Raw genomic sequence first — 17,230 nt, 5'->3', positions numbered from 1 at the left:
TGTGGTCCAGACTTGCCCATTTTTGGCCTTTTCGAGATGCTTAACGAATTCCCCACACAAGTGTGACCAAAGAGAATTAGCATAAGATTCCTGTTGCCGGCTTTTTGGGGTCCATAGGCCGGTCCATTCCTGAAGGCTTTCGCCGTCACCTCACCATGCGCATCACGCTTCTAGGTCTGCTGTTGCTCTCGGTCGTCGCCGCCTCGCCGGCGCGGGCGGAGCTGCACATCACCCGCGACCACGGCGGCTATGTCGAGGAGTACAAGGCCAAGTACAAGCGCGTCCGCGAGAAGGGCGAGCGCGTCATCATCGACGGCATCTGCAACTCGGCCTGCACCCTGGTGCTCGGCATCGTGCCGATGAACAAGATCTGCGTGACGCCGCGTGCCAGCCTCGGCTTCCACCAAGCCTACTACGACAAGGCCTTCACCTTCGGCATCAAGGTCACCAGCGCGGAGGGGACGTCCGACCTGATGGCCTATTACCCCGACAAGGTGAAGGACTGGATCCGCCGCAATGGCGGGCTCACCACCGACATGAAAAAGATCAAGAACGGCGTCGAGCTCTGGAAGATCATCGATCCCTGTCCGGACGAATGGTGAGCGGCTGAGCCGTCGCTCCGTCGCAGCGCAACATCGCTCCGACAAAATTGGTCGAAATTCGCATTGCCGCATTGCCTCCCTGTGGGGCAATGAGGGCGGCAATGAACCATAATCAAGAAGCCCTGACCGCCCGCGCCGCGCCGATCCTGTTCGTCCTGCTCTGGAGCACCGGCTTCATCGGCACCAAATACGTCGTCAACAATGCCGATCCCTTGACCTACCTCGCCATACGCATGGCGTTCGTGGTCGGTCTGATGGCAATCATCGTCGCGATTGCGCGACCGAAATGGCCGGACCGTATCGGCATCGCGCACAGCGCGGTCGCCGGCATCCTCGTCCATGGCTTCTATCTCGGCGGCACCGCAATCGCGATCGCGCACTCGATTCCGGCCGGGCTCTCCGCGCTCATTCCGGGCCTTCAGCCGATTCTGACCTCGACCATCGCCAACCGCTGGCTCGGGGAGAAGGTGACACCGGTGCAATGGGCGGGGCTCGTGCTTGGCCTCGGCGGCGTGGTGCTGATCCTGCACGGCCGTCCCATGACCGGCGAAGCCGGGCTCGGCTGGCTTGCCTCCGTGGTCTCGCTGATCAGCATCACGCTCGGCACGCTCTATCAGCGCCGCTACTGCAACCAGATCGACTGGCGCGCCGGCAATCTCGTGCAGTACGTATCCGTCACGATCTTCTTCGCGATCGGCGCCTTTCTGTTCGAGGACCGCGTGGTGCACTGGACACGCGAGTTCATGCTCGCGCTGGCCTGGCTCGCCGTGGCGCTTTCGATCGGTTCGATCGGGCTGCTGTACTGGCTGATCCGCCATGCCGCCGCCACCTCTGTTGCAAGCCTGTTCTATCTGGTGCCCGCCGTGACGGCGCTGATGGCTTATCTGCTGTTCGGAGAGAAGCTCGATGCGCTGGCGATCGCGGGCATGGTGATGTGCGCGGCCGCGGTGTTCGTGGTCAACCGACGCTTCTAGGACCGGCGGGCCGGATCCCCGGAATACATCCCTGACGTGCGGGTGCGTTCGTGTTAGGTTTGGGGCATTTCAGCCTCCCTTTCACACGGTGATTTCCATGAAGAAGGCGCGTCGTGCACTGCTCGCCAGATCCCTGAAGCCGGTCCGGATTGCCTGCATCAATTACGCAGAGGAGATGATGAGCGAGCGGATGATGGCGCGGCTCACGGCCGCGCTGCAGAAATGCTATGACGAGCACTTCCTGCCGGTCTGGGGTTATCCCGTCGATCTCGACGTCACCCGCAAGCCGAAGCCCACCGACTGGCAGCTGGTCTATTTCGACGATGCGACCCACGAAAATTTCCTCGGGCGGCATGAATTGACGCATCGGGGACAGCCGATCTCGAAGATCTTCCTCAAGGCGCTGGCCGAGGACGACCCGGTCAGTCTGGCAGCCTCGCATGAGCTGTTCGAGATGGTGCTCGACCCCATGGCCAATCTGTGGGCCGACAAGACCCGGCACACCCAATATGCCTACGAGGTCTGCGATGCAGTCGAAGAGGACGCCTTCGTCGTCAACGGCTTCCCGATGTCGAACTTCGTCTATCCCTCCTGGTTCGAACCCTTCAAGCATCCCCGCGGCACGAAGTTCGACCACATGGGATCGCTCAAGGAGCCGTTCTCGATGACAGAGGGCGGCTACGTCATCAAGAAGGTGAACGGCAGGAGATTGATCAAGCAGTTCGGCTCACCCGAGAAGCGGCGGCGCTTCAACGCCGAGGACCGGCGCGGTCATCGCAGCGAATTCCGCGATCCGCAAGGCGAGCATCATCCGGGCCGGCGTGCAGCCAAACGGCGAGGGTAGGGTATCGCTGGAGCCGTCTCCGGGCGCGTCCGCACCCGGAGACTTGGGCTTTGCGATCAGCGCTTGGCCTTCTTGGCCTTCTTTTTCGACTTGGCAGCTTTCTTGGTGGCCTTCTTTGCCGTTTTCTTTGCAGTTTTCTTGGCCGCCTTCTTCGACGACTTCTTTGCAGCTTTCTTCGAAGTCTTCTTGGCCGCCTTCTTCGAGGTTTTCTTCGCAGCCTTCTTGGCTTTCTTCTTGGAAGCCTTCTTCGGCGCTACCTTCTTCGCGACCTTCTTGGCGGCTTTCTTCACCTGCTTGACGGCGCTGACAGCGGCGTCCTTGGTCGTCTCTACGGCGGCGGTGATCGTGTCCATCGCCTGTTCGGTGATCGGCTTGTCGTCGTCCATATCGTCCCCCACGGTTTGCATGGAGCGATGACGATAGCGGGTTTCATAATTGTGTCAAAGCAACGCTCAACCTTTGCGGATCTTTGCGTAGGCGGCGAGCGCGCGCTCTCGTCCCTTGGCATGATCGACAATCGGATGCGGATAGGTCTTGCCGAGCGTGACGCCGGCGCTTGCAAGCTCGATCGGCGTCGCCTGCCAGGGCTGGTGGATCAGCTTGGCGGGTACGTCTTTCAGCTCGGGCACCCAGCGCCGCACATAGGTTCCATCCGGGTCGAACTTCTGGCCCTGCAGCACCGGATTGAACACGCGGAAATAGGGCGCCGCGTCGGCGCCGCAGCCGGCGACCCACTGCCAGTTGGCGGGATTGCTGCCGGCATCCGCATCGACCAGCGTGTCCCAGAACCAGCTCTCGCCGTCGCGCCAGTCGATCAGGAGGTGCTTGACCAGGAATGAGGCGACGACCATTCGCACCCGGTTGTGCATCACGCCGGTATGCCAAAGCTCGCGCAGGCCGGCGTCGACGATGGGATAGCCGGTGCGGCCGCGCTGCCAGGCGGCGAGCGCCTTGGCGTCGGGCTTCCATGGGAAGCTGTCGAAGTTCGCTTGCAGGTTTTCGGTGGCAAGGTTGGGATGGTCGTGGAGCAGGTGGCGGCAGAACTCACGCCAGCCGAGCTCGCTCAGGAATTTTTCGACACCGGGTCCGGTGGCGGGATTTTCTGCCGCGGCGAACCGCGCGGCGTACCAGACCTGGCGTGGACTGAGCTCACCGAACCTCAAATGCGGTGACAGCTGTGAGGTGCCCTCCCGGTCCGGGCGGTCGCGATCGCCGACATAGCCGAATGCAGTGTGCTTGAGGAAGTCGCGCAGGCGGGCGCGGGCGGAGGCTTCGCCCGGGGTCCATGTCTTGCGCAGGCCGCCGGCCCAATCGGGCTTGCCCGGCTCGAGCTTCCAGGTCTCCAGCGCGTCGCTGGCGACCGTCGGCGCAGGATGCAGCTCCTTGGGTGCCGGAAGGGGCTTCGGCGGATCGCCGAGCGCCAGCACGCGCCGCCAGAATGGCGTGAACACGCGCAAGCCGCGGCCTTCCTTATTGCGGATTGCCGCCGGCGGCACGAGCAGGTCACCGGGGGAACTTTGCGAGTCCACGCCGATCTTCGCCAGCGCTGCTTCGAGCTGCCGCTCGACCGCCTGATGCGGCGCCTGTGCGATCCCATTCCAGTAGACAGTGTGGGCGCCGCTCTCGCGGACCACCTCTGCGATCACCCGCGCCGCCGGCCCCCTGCGCAGGATCAGCGATCCGCCGCGGGTGGCAATGTCGGCGCCAAGCGCCCGCAGCGACTGCGCCAGCCACCAACGTGCCGCCGCGCCCGGCGCTCGCCCGGCCGCGTCGTCGAGCACATAGAGGCAGATCACCGACGCGCCGCCCTTCGCGGCGGCCTTGGCGGCGGCGTGGAGCGCGGGATGGTCGGACAGGCGAAGGTCATCGCGAAACCAGACGATGATGGGCGGAGCGCTTGGCGTGGTCCTTAGCGTAGTTCTGGGCGTGGTCAGGGGTGTCCTCGTTAACGATTTGGAAAGCATGTCGCGACGGGAACCGCGTTAATGCGGCCGTAAGCCGATTGCATGAATATGCAGGAATTACAGGAGTCATTCCATTCATGTACGGACGAGCAACGGCGAAGTTTCTGCCGCAATTCAAACTTGGCACCAAGGCGCTCCTCTGCGCGGTGCTGCTGATCGCCATGAATACGGCGCTCGTGGTCGGGGCCGGCTATTGGTCGCTCAGCTCCGTGTTCAACGATCGTGCGCTGCGCGATATCGAGGTTAGCTTGCGCACGCTGGCGCTGGCCTTTGCCGAGACCAATCCCGACGCGAAGATCAGCATGAAGGATGGCGCGGTGGCGCGCGCCGAGATTCCCAAGATGCCGGACTTTAGGGATCACGCCATCGTCGATCGCGCGGTGTCCTATGTCGGCGGCAACGCGACCCTGTTCGTGTTCGACGATGCGAGCGGGCAGTTCGTGCGGCGCTCGACCAACGTAAAGAAGGAAAATGGCGACCGCGCCGTGGGGACCCAGCTTGCCGCCGATCATCCGGCGCAGGCGCTGCTGCGCCGCGGCGAAGCCTACAAGGGCCCGGCGACCCTGTTCGGCAAGACCTTCATGACCGCCTATTTCCCGATCGCCGACGCCAACGGCAAAGTCGCCGGCATCCTCTATGTCGGCATCCCGATGGCCCAGTTCGAGAGCATGCTGGCCCACACGATCGAAAGCATGGCGGTCGCCGCCGGGCTCGCCGCGCTGCTGGTGCTGGTCCTGACCTTGCTGGTCGTCCGCCGTATCACCAAGCCGCTCACCTCGGTCACGCGCTCGCTGACGGCGCTCGCCGAAGGTCAAAGCGACGTCGAGATCGATTGCGAGGATCGCGCCGACGAGATCGGCGAGATCGCCCGCACGGTCGCTGTGTTCAAGAGCAATTCGCAGGAGCGGGCGCGGATGCGCAGCGAGCAGGCGGCGGCTTCGGCTGCAGCCGCCGAGCAGCGCAAATCCGACTTGCGCAATTTCGTCGAAGAGTTCCGCGGCGGCGTCGGCGGCATTCTCGACAAGGTGCTGACATCGTCAGGTGAATTCGAGCGGGCGGCGCGGCAGCTCACCGATACCGCGCGCTCCACCGCCGATCTCTCGGCGCGGTCGGCTGGAGCTTCCGAAAACGCCTCCGAGCACGTGCGTTCGGCGGCATCGGCCTCGGACGAGCTGTCTCAATCGATCTCCGAAATCACCCGGCGGGTTCAGGAATCGAACGTCATTTCCGCTGAGGCGGTGCGGCAGGCCGAAGCGACCGATCAGCGCATCGCGCAGCTCTCCGAGGCGGGCGCGCGCATCGGCGATGTCGTCAAGCTGATCACCTCGATTGCCGAGCAGACCAACCTCCTGGCGCTGAACGCGACCATCGAGGCGGCGCGCGCGGGCGATGCCGGCCGCGGGTTTGCGGTGGTGGCCCAGGAGGTCAAGACGCTGGCCGGCCAGACGGCCAAGGCCACCGACGAGATCTCGAACCAGATCGCCAGCATGCAGCTTGCGACCGAGGAATCGGTCGCCGCCATCAAGGCGATCAGCCAGACCATCGAACGCATCAGCGGCATCGCCGGCTCGATCTCGGCTGCGGTCGAGCAGCAGAAGAGCGCGACTCACAACATCGTCGCCAGCGTTCGCGCGGCGGTATCGGGCACGGCCGACGTCGCCGTCAACGTCCGTCAGGCCGCCGAGGGTGCGAACGAGACGGGTGAGACGTCCAGCCGGATGTTTGCCTCCGCTCAGGCGTTGTCGGGCGAGAGCCTGCACCTGAAGGCCGAGGTCGAGGGCTTCCTCGAACGCGTGCGCGCGGCGTAAGAGCCAACATCGTCATCCCGGGTGATGCTGACGCATCGCCCGGAATGACAATTGGGTTATTTCGGCTGCGGCACGATCCGGATGTAAGGCTTCGGTTCCTTCCAGCCCTGCGGGTAGATCGTCTTGGCCTCGTCGTTGGAGACCGAGCCGGCGATGATGACGTCGTCACCCTGCGACCAGTCGGCCGGCGTTGCGACGCGATGCTTGGCGGTGAGCTGGAGCGAGTCGATGACGCGGAGGATCTCCTGGAAGTTTCGGCCCGTCGTCATCGGATAGACCAGCACCAGCTTGATCTTCTTGTCCGGCCCGATGATGAAGACGTTGCGGACGGTCTGGTTGTCAGCGGCGGTGCGGGTGAGGGGATCGCCCGAGATCGCGGCCGGCAGCATGCCGTAGAGCTTCGAGACGTTGTAATCGGTGTCGCCGATCATCGGATAGTTCGGGGCCGCGCCTTGCGTCTCCTTGATGTCCTCCGACCATTTGGCGTGGCGGTCGACCGGATCGACCGAGAGGCCCATCAGCTTGACGCCGCGCTTGTCGAATTCCGGCTTCAGCTTGGCGAGCGCGCCGAGCTCGGTCGTGCAAACCGGCGTGAAGTCCTTGGGGTGCGAGAACAGCAGCGCCCAGCTATTGCCGATCCAGTCGTGGAACTTGATCTTCCCTTCGGTGGTCTCGGCTTCGAAGTCGGGGGCGGTGGCGCCGATCGGAAGTGTCATGGTTCTACCTCATGCCATTGAATTTGCTTGCGAATTCATCTTTGATCGTCAGGACCAGTATAGGGACTCCACGATCCCAAGTGAACGCTAACTGAACCGCTTCAAGTAAAATGTGAATTCCTTCTTTGAAGGCCTGATTTCCTAGCACCTTTTTGTTACAGCCGCGCCTGCGGCGAAACATCTCCACCGGGGCTATACGGGCGCGATTGCCCCGAGAAAGCCTTTTATGACTCGCATCACGCTCGCCCGTCGCTTCCCAGAACCGAAATGGTCCTGACAGCGACCAATTGGCAACCATCTAGAAAAGTCGCGATCCCCGTATCGAATCATTAACCACCCCTTTACGCCGACATGAAAATGCTGGCCGATCAGAAGAAATCTGGAAGTGAACTATGTCTGCCGCTGCGCATAAGTCTGTTGAGTCGCCGTCCCTCGAACCGTCCTGCCGCGATACCTCGGCCCATGCACTGACCATCGTGCGCGACGGCGTGATCACGGGCGAAGGCCCGACCACCAAGGGAAGGGTGCATTTCTCCCGCTCGCTCGATGCCGATGATACCGCCTGGTGCGCCCGCATTCTGACGGCCACGGCCGTCAACGACCAGCCGATCAGCCGCGCCGAGGCCGAAGTGCTGTTCGAGATCAACGAAGCCGCAACCGAGCGCACCGATGGTGGCCGTTTCGACGACCTGCTCGCCAAGGCGGTGGCCCATTATGCCGCCAGCGCCTCCGGCCTGAAGGTGCCGCCGCGCAGCGTGGCGCTGTCGGCCGAGTCCGACATCGAGAGCTGGGCGCCGTCCTATGCCTCCAAGGTCAACAGCGAAATGCTGGAGTGGATCGCCGGCCAGATGCGCGGCAAGCGCCAGAACAACCGTCGCCTGATGGCGATGGTGGCGACCTTCCTGGGCGCCACCGCGCTGCCTCTGGCGGGCCAATTGCCGAACGTGTTCGACATCGGCATGTAAGATTTTGGGCATGTAAAATTCTGCGCCTCTCACGAGGACGCATTTGAACGGCGGGGTTATTTTCCCGCCGTTTTTTGTTTGCCGGTCTCCAACTCGAGGCCGAGCGTGCGGCCCGGGAAACCGGCAGTGTCGAAATAGCGCTGGCTGCCGACGCGCTGGAAGTTCAGCACGGTCTGCAGGCCGTTCTCGGACTTTTTCGACTTCTCGACCCCCCTGTACGCCTTCGGCACGGTGCCGTTGGGCAGGGCCTCCGACATCACGCGGCCGACGAGGCCGCCGTTCTGCGAACTGCGCAGGCCGAGGAGCTCGGCGGCGGTCATGCCGACATCGGCATTGCTGACCGGAATCTCGCTGACATAGCCGGCTTTGAAGTCCGGACCGATCGCGGCCATGAAGTTCATGGTGTCTCCGCGGCTGAAGCTGCCATGCATTCCCTGGCCCTGGCGCAGCACGGTGTCGGCGACCTGCACCGAGCAGTTGGTCGGCGCCTCGCCGCAATCGCTGGCATAGGAGCGGAAGTTGACGACGATCGCCGGCGTCGGTGTCGCCGCCTTGCCGCGCAGGTTGATGCTCGACAGCGGCAGGGTGCCGGGGAAGCGGCCGAGCGAGTCGTCGACGAACAGGCCGGAGATGTAGTCCTGCTCGAGCAGCGTCTTGATGGTCCTGGCCGCCAGCTTCTTGTCCTTGTTCGGCAGATAGATCAGGTCGGAGCCGCCATTGGTGGCGACGACGAGATCGGGCTTTTCCGGATCCTTGCCGAGCACGCCGTTGCCGGCCTTCGGATGCTTGTTGCCCTCGATCTTCGCATTCTTGTCGTTGGGATCGAACAGCGGCAGCTCGAGCGCCTTGGCAAGGTCGAGCGCCAGAAAGCCCATCGGCAAAAAGTCCTTCGGCGTGTCGTCATAGCTGACCTTGGCCGAGGGGCTGGTCTTGCTTTCCTTGGAGATGGTCGAGAAGCCGTGGTCGGCCTGGACCATGATATTGGTGTTGGCGGCAAGGCCGAGCTCGTCCAGCGCCTTGCGGAGCTGGGCGAGGTTATTGTCGGCATTTTTGATGCCGGCCATCGAGGTCGGCCCGTTGATGCCGGGCATGATCTGGTTGAGGCTGTCGCCGGTGTTGTGCTGACTGCCGTCTGGGTCGCGCGACCAGAACACCAGCACGAACGGCTTGTTGCGGGCCTTGAACATCGGCAGCACGACCTTGGCCGCGACGTCGGCGAAGTAGGCCTGCTGCGCGATGTTGGCCGCCGTGGTGCCGGGCGTCTTGGCATCGCCCGCCTTGGAGTTGTCGCCGCGCGGCGGCGTTGCGAGGGGCAGGCCGGCCTTGGTGAGAGCGGCCTTGACCTCGTCCGACAGCGCCACGCCGTTCTTGCCGCCGGTCGCATCGTCGAACACGACCGAATGCAGGCCGGACTTTTCGGGCTTGTCGGTGTGGTCGAACTGATAGGTCGGGCCGTGCTTGCCGAGCGCGGCGGTGCTGTAGCCCTTGTCCCGGGCCAATTTCAGGATTGTGTCCTCGTTGAGATAATCGCCCTTGAAATGCTCGTCGATGTCGCCGAGCACGGCGTCATTCTCGATGAAGGGGACGACGGTGTCGCCGGCGGGCACCGAGGTGTAGTTGGTCCAGATCGTGTTGGAGAACACGCCGGTGTCGCCGAGATAATGGCCGGTCGACATCGCCGAGCCGTTGGCCATGGTGAAGGTCGGGAACAGCGAGTGCGAATTCTTGAAATTGACGCCCTTGTCGCGGATTTCGGCCATCGCCGGTGCAGTCTCCGGTGTGACCTTCAGCGCCCGCAGACCGTCCGGAATGAACAGGATCAGGTTGCGGGGCGTGTTGTTCTCGGCGGAGGCAGGTCCGGTCGAAAGTCCGGCGGACAGCACTGTCAGTCCGGCTGACAGCAACACCAGTGAACGGCGCATCAAAATCTCTCCCTGCGAAGACAGCTTGGCCGCCAACCGCGGCCCCCGGCTTCGTTTAGTTTCGCTGCATGACGGTTTTGTTACAAGAGCGGAGCGGCATGCAAAGAAGGGGAGGGACCCCGCTCTGCGCTGCGTCCGGGCACGAGATCGCGGTGTCGGCAGGGAACTGCTTCAGCATCGTTATTGCGAGCGCAGCGAAGCAATCCAGAATCTTTCCGCGGCAGACTGGATTGCTTCGCTGCGCTCGCAATGACGGAATCTGTGGGTGGCAGCGTCGCGCTTCCATTCGCATTCCGGATCGCAGACGCACCTTCGCATCCTCGCGGCGTGTTCGCCCGAGCTTTGCTTCGTCGTCTCACCCTCAAATGAAAGAGGGCGCAGGGAAGACCGGGTGCCGGCTGGCACCCGCGGTCCACTGTGCGAGATTGTGGTAACTAGATTGCACAGCGGCATACAGGTGAAGCCAAAACATCCGGCCTTCCCTGCGCAGTGGTTTTACGGCTTATGTCGCGCTCTCCCCGGGGAGCGATGCACTATTGCCCCCGTCGCCTTGCGGATGGCTGATACACGTGCCCGGTCGGGCCGCAATATCACCGCAACGCTTGGCGCACAGACCCCGGGCGCCAGGACCACACGATTTTGCCGTACGCCGATCACACCGATCGTGTGCGCGACGCCTTCGCTCACGGTTGCCCGCCCTCCGAAGCCCTTCGCGCCGATGTGACCTGCGTCCACCGCCGTCCGGCCCGCGTTCGTGACGATCGCGATACGCCCCTCTTCCTTGGGCCGGAGTGAGGAATTACTAACAAAAATCCGAATTCTAATAAAGAGAAATATTTTGTCGCCGGTCCGTTGACCCCGGACTTGGGTGTTTCGTCTGAGATGACGCAAGGGATTGTGGCCGGAGCGGTCAATCCGGCGACGTCGGCACCGGCGTATTCTGCGCGACCGCCTTGGCAGGCGCGGGATTGGGGCCGCCATTGGCCAGGTGGCGGCGAAACGATGGCGGCGCCGCCTGCAGGGCAAAGATGATCGCAATCTGGGTTCGGTTCTGGAGACGGTATTTGCGCATGATGTTGCCGATATGCGCCCGGACCGTGTTCTCCGAGATCTTGAGCTCGTACGCGATGTTCTTGTTCTGCATTCCGCGTGCGATCAGCATCATCAGGTCCCGCTCGCGTGGCGTGGGTGTGATCGATTGTTTCGGATCCGGACTCATGAATGCTCCTCCGTGGCCTTTGGTCGATGCGAACACCCCAGCATGTTCTCACTCCGTCTTGAGTGCCTCGATCGGGCTGAGCTTGGATGCCTTGTGGGCGGGATAAAAACCGAAGATCAGGCCGGTCGCGATCGAGAAGGCGAGGGCAAGGCCGATCGCCTGGCCGTCGATCGAGGTGATCCATCCTGCCATGCGAGCCACCGTCATCGAGAGCGTGACGCCCGCACCGACGCCGATCGCGCCGCCGAGCAGGCAGAGCACGAGCGCCTCGCAGAGAAACTGAAGACGGATGTCCCGCATCCGCCCGCCAAGCGCGCGGCGGATTCCGATCTCCCGCGTGCGCTCGGTGACCGACACGATCATGACGTTCATGATGCTGATGCCGCCGACGAGCAGCGAGACCGAGGCGATGGCGACGAGCAGGAGCGCGACGGTCCGGATCGCTCCCTGCTGCGCTTCCATGGCGGCGGCCGGATCCTGGACCTTGAAGTCGTCCTCCTGGCCGGCGGGGATACGGTGGCGTTGCCGCAGCAGGTTTTCGATCTCCGTTCGCGCCCCCGCCATTTGTCCGTCCGCAGCCACCTTGGCGATGATGTAGGCGACCGAATCCCGGTTGATGTTGCTCGCGCTGCCGAGGAAGCGCAGCTTGGCCGTGGTGAGCGGCACGAAGGCGACGTCGTCCTGCGCCGGCCCCTTGCGATCGAGGACGCCGACCACTTCGAGCGGCACCTTCATGATCCTGATCTGTGCACCGATCGGATTCTCGCCGGGCGCGAACAGCTCCTGCGCCACCGTGCTGCCGAGGATCACGACCTTGCCGGCGCCTGCCTCCTCGGTGCCGGAAAAATAGCGGCCGGTCGCAAGCTGCCAGTCGCGCACCATGAAGTGCCCGGTCGTCGTCCCGTTGATCGTCGTATTCCAGTTCTTGCTCTCGTGAATGACCTGGGCCGTTCCTGCAATCGAGCCGGCCGCTGCCTGGATCTCGGGGATCTGCTCGAGGATCGCCTGCACGTCGCTCTCGGTCATGGTCAGCTTGCTGCCATCCTTGAGACGCACGCCGCCCTGGTAGACCGCGCCGGGGTTGATCATCAACACGTTGGCGCCGATCGAGCGGATCTGCTCCTGGAGACGAAGCTGGGCGCCGGACCCGATCGCAAACACCGTCACGATGGAGGCAACGCCGATCACGATGCCGAGCATGGTGAGGATGCTGCGCAACGGATTGAGCCGCAAGGCGTGCAACGCGATCTGAAAGCCCTGGAGCATCGTCATGGCGCAGCGCTCCGTTTCGGCAGGATCGGAGCGAGCGTTTCGTCAGCGACGAGCGCGCCGTCGTGCAAGCGGATCGTGCGCCGGCACTGGGTCGCGATCCCTGGATCATGCGTGATCATCACGATGGTCTGGCCGGTCCGGTTGAGCGCGGCGAACAGGGCCAGTATCTCGGCGCCGGTACGGCTGTCGAGCGCGCCGGTCGGCTCGTCGGCGAGCACGATCAGCGGGGAGGCGATCAGTGCGCGCGCGATCGCGACGCGCTGCTGCTCGCCGCCCGAGAGCTGCCGCGGGAAGTGGTGGGCCCGGTGCACCATGCCGACGGCCTCCAGGCTCTGCTCGGCGCGAGCCAGACGTTCCTTGCGGCTGATGCCGCAATAGACCAGCGGCAGTGCGACGTTCTCAATCGCATTGTGGCGAGCGAGCAGATTGTAGGACTGGAAGACGAAGCCGATGCTGCGGGCGCGCAGGGACGAGCGGCGGTCTTCCGAGAGATCGGCGACGTCCGATCCCTCAAGATAGAGCGCGCCCTCGCTCGGCAGGTCGAGCAGCCCGATCATGTTCATCAGCGTCGATTTTCCCGAGCCGGACGGTCCCATCACCGCGACGATCTCGCCTCGTTCGATGTCGAAGCTGACATTGCGCACCGCAGTCACCGCTACGCCGTCGGCGCGATAGGTCCTGGAGACCGACTGCAGGCTGATCAGGGGCGGGAGGGCCGTCATGATCCGAACCTGATTCCGAGAAACTCCATGCCGGCCGGCCGGATGGCCTGACCAACGGCGACCTGACTGCCCTCGACGAGGTCTCCGCTCCTGAGCGCGACCTGTTCGGTGCCGGCCGCGCCGACGGTCACGGGAATGCGCCGGAGTGAGCCGCTTGCGGTGCGCGCCCATACCCCGCTGCGCGCAGCGGCATCCGGCTGTGTGCCGGAGGGCTGGAAGCGCAACGCGGCAAGCGGCACTTTCAGCACGTCGTCCTGCCGCTCGATCACGATCTTCACCAGGGCGGTCATGCCGGGCAGCAACGCGCCGTCGAGATTGGAGGTCGCCAGGACGACGGTGTAGGTCACGACGTGCTGCTGGTTCTGCGGTGCCTTGCGCACCTGCCGCACCACCGCCTCGAAGCGGCGGTCCGGGTAAGCGTCCACCGTGAAATGGGCGCGCTGGTCGGGGGCGATGCGTCCGATATCGGCTTCGTCGACCTGCGCGTGAATTTCCATGTCCTCCAGTCGGTGCGCGACCACGAAGGTGGTGCGCGATTCCAGTCCGACCGCGAGGGTCTGGCCTTCGTTGACGAACCTGCCGACAACGACGCCATCGATCGGCGAGCGGATCACGGTGCGGTCGAGATCGGCCTGGGCGGCAGCGAGAACGGCCGCCTTCTCCGGTACGGCCATTCGTGTCTGCTGCAATTCCGCCTCGATCCGACGGACGTCGGCCTGCGCCCCATCCACCGCATAGGAGTTGAGGGACATCAGAACTTCGGCCTCGCGTTCCTGGGCCAGACGCGCGGTGAACTCTGTCTGCGCGTCATCAACCGCCGTCGTGGCCACCACGTTTTGCGACTGGAGGGCCTGCTTCCGCTGCAGGGTCTTTTGCGCCGAACTCTTGACGGCCTGAGCGCTGTCGAGCTTGGCGGCGAGCACGTCCCGGCTCCCCCTCGCGTTTTGCAGGTCGATCCTGGTGCGATCGAGCTTGGCCCGGGCGACGTCGACCAGGGAATTGGCAACGGCCAGAGAGGCCCTGGCCTCGTCGACCTTTGCCGCAAAGCTGCGCGGATCGATCAGGGCGAGCGGCTGATCCTTGCTGACGGTGTCGTTGAAATCGACATAGACCCGGGCGAGCTGCCCGGACAGCTGGGAACCCACCTCGATCGTCTTGACCGGCTGCAGGGCGCCGGTGACGGTGATGGTCTGCTCGATGCTGCCGCGCTGGATGGAGGCATAGCGGAACACGGGGGCATCCGATCCGAAGCTCCGTGCTTCCAGGCTGACGGGTTTGAGCAGCCGCTGGATCGATTCAAAGGCGCGGGCCGCCTTCTCCGCGGCGCTCCCGGCCGCGTCGGTGATGACGGCTGGCCCGGCGGCGTAGACCGCGGCGAGGCCACATGCAGTTCCGAGCAAGGCAATAACTGGCACAAATCGCATATCGAAAACCCGCCTCTTGAAATGGCATCGTTGGCGGCAAAGGCAAAGATCGCGCTATGGTTGCAAACTCGCTATGGTTGTAAATGGCCAAAAACGCAGTCGATCGTCAGTGTGTCGCCGCTGCCGGGGCGACGGTCGGGCGCGCTTGATGATCCAGAAGTAAAGCCTGCGGGTACTATTTTTCGTGACTTGCCGGAAATACATACGGAGCGTATCGATATGATGCGCGCGGTATCGAACTCGACAAGCTGACTGAACGTCCCGTCTGCTCTGGCCGAAGCGGCCAGCGCCTGGCGTTCAAGTCGGCACGTGGGTGGCGACGCCATGACGCAGTCGGGGAGACCGAAGTTCCGACGCCCGATCGTCGCATTTCCGATTGTCGCATTCCCGATCGTCGCATTGTCGATATCGCGCCTCGCCATGATGCCGCAGGTCGCGAGGGCAAATCCCCGCAATCACGAAAGCCGATATGTGAACACCTTCACTCGTCTTGAACGGGTGTTGGCCCTAAGACGTCGAAGCGGCGGATCGGCGCGACTCGCTCGATCCTCGCGAATTCATCCAAGCACCTTGATCTCGCTTGCAAGAAGAATGGATGGCTCGATGCTTGTTCATCGAGCCCCAAGCCGGGGAGCCCGTTGCCATGAGTTCAGGTCAAGCCACAGTTTATATCATTGACGACGAAATTCAGATTCGAACCGCGATAGGAAGTCTCTGCGAGGAGACCGGGCATCAGGTAAAATTGTTTGCATCGACGGACGAGTTCGTCGCGGGCAGTATTTCCGACGGGCCTTCATGCCTCGTGCTCGACGTCCGTTTTCCCGGCACGGCGCCGACCGGCCTCGAGCTTCAGCGCCGGCTCGCCGAGACGGGCGTGCTCATCCCGATCGTCTTCATCAGCGGCCATTCCGACGTCCGCGTCTCGGTCGAGGCCATGAAGCGTGGCGCGGTCGAGTTTCTTCCAAAACCCTTTCGCGAACAGGAGATCCTCGACGCGATCAGGCATGGCATCGAGCGCGACCGCAGGCGGCTCGAACGCGAAGATAGCGTGCGCGAAGCTCGCCAGCGTGTCGAAACGCTGACGGCGAGGGAGCGCGAGATCATGCTGTTGATGGCCGAAGGTCTCGTGGCCAAGCAGATCGCGGCGAGGCTTGGGGTGAGCGAAGTGACGGCGAAGGTCCATCGCACCCGGATGATGCGAAAGCTGGAGCTTCGCTCGCCGATCGAGGTGGTGCGGTTGGTCGACAGCATGGGACGCGAAGAAGAGACGACACGAACCGGCACGGGACAACCGTACAGCTAGTACCGCGGGCACCAAGACGCCGCGCAACGTCTAGTCCGTACCGATTAGCATGAACTGCAGTCTGTCGCACGCAGCACGATCGGTTCAAAGTCTGTCCTGCGATGTCGACCTCCTCCAAGACGGCATCCGAACCCAGTCAGAGATCTTAGCCAGAAAGGATATTCCATGCGCAAATTGTTTTTCGCTTCCGTTGCAGTGCTCGCCCTGTCCTCCGCCGCGCAGGCCGCCAACACCTCGACCACGGTGCAAGTGGGCGTCGTGAACGGTTCCAGCGTCTCGCAGCAGGGCCTCACCAACGACACCTCGTCGACCAGCCAGCTCGGCATCATCAACAGCGCGACCACGATGCAGGGCACCAGCGCGGCCTCGCTCAACAACGGCAGCACGGTGAACCAGATCGGCGTGCAGAACTCGGCAACGACCGGCCAGGTGGCGTTCGGCAACAACGGCAGCGCGATCACCCAGAACTCGTTCGGGCCTGCCCCGCTCCAGAACAACGCCGCCGCCGTCGGACAGCTCAGCGTGTTCGGCGTCAACGGCAGCACCGTCTCGCAGACCGCGCACTAAGCCAGCCCCGTTTGGCCGGACGCGTCAACTGCGGCGCGTCCGCGCCATTCTTGAAAGCACCGCCTCGGGCGGGACGACTCAGTGAGAGGTTGTCCGCCGACTTTGCGGAGGAAATGTCATGCATCAAAAATATCTCGTTGCCACGATCGTCGCGTTCAGCTTGTTGACCGCCGTCGATGCCCAGGCCGGCAACTCGGCCAGCGTGCTGCAATTCGGCACCACCAACAACTCCTTCATCTCGCAGAGTGGCGGCACCAACAACAGCGCCACCACGATGCAATTCGGCGCCACCAATACTGCGACCACGTTGCAGACGGGCTCGTTCCTTACCGTCAACACCTCGGTGATCGGGCAGGGCGGCACGACTGCGACGGCGTCCAACACCGCGTTACTCGGCCAGGTCGGCGGCTCCAATTCGAGTTTGATCGGCCAGATCGGCGCGAACAACGCGGCTGGCGTCGGACAGCTCGGAATCCTGAACGGCTCGACGATTTTGCAGCAGACTCCTTGATCGCAAATCAATTTTCAGTCGCGAGGCATGTCATGAGGCATTTTTCAGGCGCCGCCTGTGGCGCATTTCTCACCTTGTGTTGCGTGGGCGCCGGATCGGCCGGTGCCCAGACCGCCGACATCAAGACCATCGTGTCGCTCGGCGGCCCGCCGGTCGTGTTGAACCAAAGCAGCCAACTCAACATGGCCGGCGTGTTCATGATCGGCGGCAGCACCAGCGCGACCGTCACTCAAAACGGCACGAACAACGCGACCGGAATCCTGCAATTCGGCGGGACGACGTCGGCATCGGTCGGGCAGGCAGGCGTGAACAATGTCGCGTTTGTCGGCCAGGCCGGCCAGTCGACCAGCAGTTTCCTGTCGCAGTTCGGTGCGTTTAACTCGGCGACGGTTGTCCAGAATAGCCATTGAGCTGGGC

The 17,230-nt window shown here is 63.5% G+C and carries 17 protein-coding genes; 9 read left to right on the top strand and 8 right to left on the bottom strand.

Annotated elements, in window-relative coordinates; all coding sequences use genetic code 11:
• Positions 1 to 155 precede the first annotated feature (155 nt).
• The 3 genes from AC0L27_RS17040 (at position 156) to AC0L27_RS17030 (ending at position 2,420) form a co-directional block, all read left to right on the top strand.
• The gene (locus AC0L27_RS17040; protein ID WP_354209313.1) at positions 156 to 602 is read left to right on the top strand and encodes a hypothetical protein; all 447 of its coding nucleotides are present in this window, start codon (positions 156 to 158) and stop codon (positions 600 to 602) included.
• 101 nt (positions 603 to 703) lie between these two features.
• Complete coding sequence (locus tag AC0L27_RS17035) at positions 704 to 1,576, top strand: DMT family transporter (protein ID WP_354058755.1); 873 nt, start codon at positions 704 to 706, stop codon at positions 1,574 to 1,576.
• Between the two features lie 97 nt (positions 1,577 to 1,673).
• Positions 1,674 to 2,420, top strand: coding sequence for a hypothetical protein (locus tag AC0L27_RS17030; protein ID WP_275168051.1), 747 nt, complete (start codon positions 1,674 to 1,676; stop codon positions 2,418 to 2,420).
• 56 nt (positions 2,421 to 2,476) lie between these two features.
• On the opposite strand, the gene AC0L27_RS17025 is transcribed toward AC0L27_RS17030, so the two are convergent.
• Entirely contained in the window at positions 2,477 to 2,806 is a 330-nt protein-coding gene (locus AC0L27_RS17025; protein WP_354209314.1) for a histone, read from the bottom strand.
• Between the two features lie 66 nt (positions 2,807 to 2,872).
• On the bottom strand, positions 2,873 to 4,384 hold the full coding sequence (locus AC0L27_RS17020) for a cryptochrome/photolyase family protein (RefSeq protein WP_354209315.1): 1,512 nt from the start codon (positions 4,382 to 4,384) through the stop codon (positions 2,873 to 2,875).
• 77 nt (positions 4,385 to 4,461) lie between these two features.
• Here AC0L27_RS17020 and AC0L27_RS17015 point away from each other — a divergent pair, with 77 nt between their 5' ends.
• Complete coding sequence (locus tag AC0L27_RS17015; protein WP_354058758.1) at positions 4,462 to 6,192, top strand: methyl-accepting chemotaxis protein; 1,731 nt, start codon at positions 4,462 to 4,464, stop codon at positions 6,190 to 6,192.
• A 56-nt stretch (positions 6,193 to 6,248) separates the two neighbouring features.
• Here AC0L27_RS17015 and AC0L27_RS17010 read toward each other — a convergent pair whose 3' ends face one another.
• Entirely contained in the window at positions 6,249 to 6,908 is a 660-nt protein-coding gene (locus AC0L27_RS17010; protein WP_007603114.1) for a peroxiredoxin, read from the bottom strand.
• Positions 6,909 to 7,300: 392 nt separating this feature from the next.
• Between AC0L27_RS17010 and AC0L27_RS17005 the strand changes: the two genes are divergently transcribed.
• Positions 7,301 to 7,873: a hypothetical protein gene (locus tag AC0L27_RS17005; RefSeq protein WP_275168047.1), complete on the top strand. Its 573-nt coding sequence runs from the start codon at positions 7,301 to 7,303 to the stop codon at positions 7,871 to 7,873.
• A 56-nt stretch (positions 7,874 to 7,929) separates the two neighbouring features.
• Here the strand turns inward: AC0L27_RS17005 and AC0L27_RS17000 are convergent, their stop codons facing one another.
• From AC0L27_RS17000 to AC0L27_RS16980, 5 genes are all read right to left on the bottom strand, one after another.
• Complete coding sequence (locus AC0L27_RS17000; RefSeq protein ID WP_354209316.1) at positions 7,930 to 9,795, bottom strand: alkaline phosphatase family protein; 1,866 nt, start codon at positions 9,793 to 9,795, stop codon at positions 7,930 to 7,932.
• A 910-nt stretch (positions 9,796 to 10,705) separates the two neighbouring features.
• Complete coding sequence (locus AC0L27_RS16995) at positions 10,706 to 11,014, bottom strand: response regulator transcription factor (RefSeq protein WP_275168044.1); 309 nt, start codon at positions 11,012 to 11,014, stop codon at positions 10,706 to 10,708.
• Between the two features lie 48 nt (positions 11,015 to 11,062).
• Entirely contained in the window at positions 11,063 to 12,286 is a 1,224-nt protein-coding gene (locus AC0L27_RS16990; RefSeq protein ID WP_354058760.1) for an ABC transporter permease, read from the bottom strand.
• Complete coding sequence (locus AC0L27_RS16985) at positions 12,283 to 13,008, bottom strand: ABC transporter ATP-binding protein (protein ID WP_354209317.1); 726 nt, start codon at positions 13,006 to 13,008, stop codon at positions 12,283 to 12,285. The genes AC0L27_RS16990 and AC0L27_RS16985 overlap by 4 nt, the downstream gene beginning before the upstream one ends.
• Positions 13,005 to 14,432 carry an efflux RND transporter periplasmic adaptor subunit gene (locus AC0L27_RS16980; RefSeq protein WP_354209318.1) on the bottom strand — a complete coding sequence of 476 codons (1,428 nt, stop codon included), beginning with the start codon at positions 14,430 to 14,432 and terminating at the stop codon, positions 13,005 to 13,007. The genes AC0L27_RS16985 and AC0L27_RS16980 overlap by 4 nt, the downstream gene beginning before the upstream one ends.
• Before the next feature lie 643 nt (positions 14,433 to 15,075).
• Here AC0L27_RS16980 and AC0L27_RS16975 point away from each other — a divergent pair.
• The 4 genes from AC0L27_RS16975 (at position 15,076) to AC0L27_RS16960 (ending at position 17,223) form a co-directional block, all read left to right on the top strand.
• The gene (locus AC0L27_RS16975; RefSeq protein ID WP_275168040.1) at positions 15,076 to 15,735 is read left to right on the top strand and encodes a response regulator transcription factor; all 660 of its coding nucleotides are present in this window, start codon (positions 15,076 to 15,078) and stop codon (positions 15,733 to 15,735) included.
• A 165-nt stretch (positions 15,736 to 15,900) separates the two neighbouring features.
• Positions 15,901 to 16,302, top strand: a complete 402-nt coding sequence (locus tag AC0L27_RS16970) for a curlin subunit CsgB (protein ID WP_275168039.1) — start codon at positions 15,901 to 15,903, stop codon at positions 16,300 to 16,302.
• A 118-nt stretch (positions 16,303 to 16,420) separates the two neighbouring features.
• Complete coding sequence (locus tag AC0L27_RS16965) at positions 16,421 to 16,813, top strand: curlin (protein ID WP_275168038.1); 393 nt, start codon at positions 16,421 to 16,423, stop codon at positions 16,811 to 16,813.
• Between the two features lie 83 nt (positions 16,814 to 16,896).
• Positions 16,897 to 17,223 carry a curlin gene (locus AC0L27_RS16960; protein ID WP_354209320.1) on the top strand — a complete coding sequence of 109 codons (327 nt, stop codon included), beginning with the start codon at positions 16,897 to 16,899 and terminating at the stop codon, positions 17,221 to 17,223.
• Positions 17,224 to 17,230 lie beyond the last annotated feature (7 nt).

Source organism: Bradyrhizobium sp. Ken51 (assembly GCF_055807435.1).
This window is presented reverse-complemented; position numbering and strand designations above follow the sequence as displayed.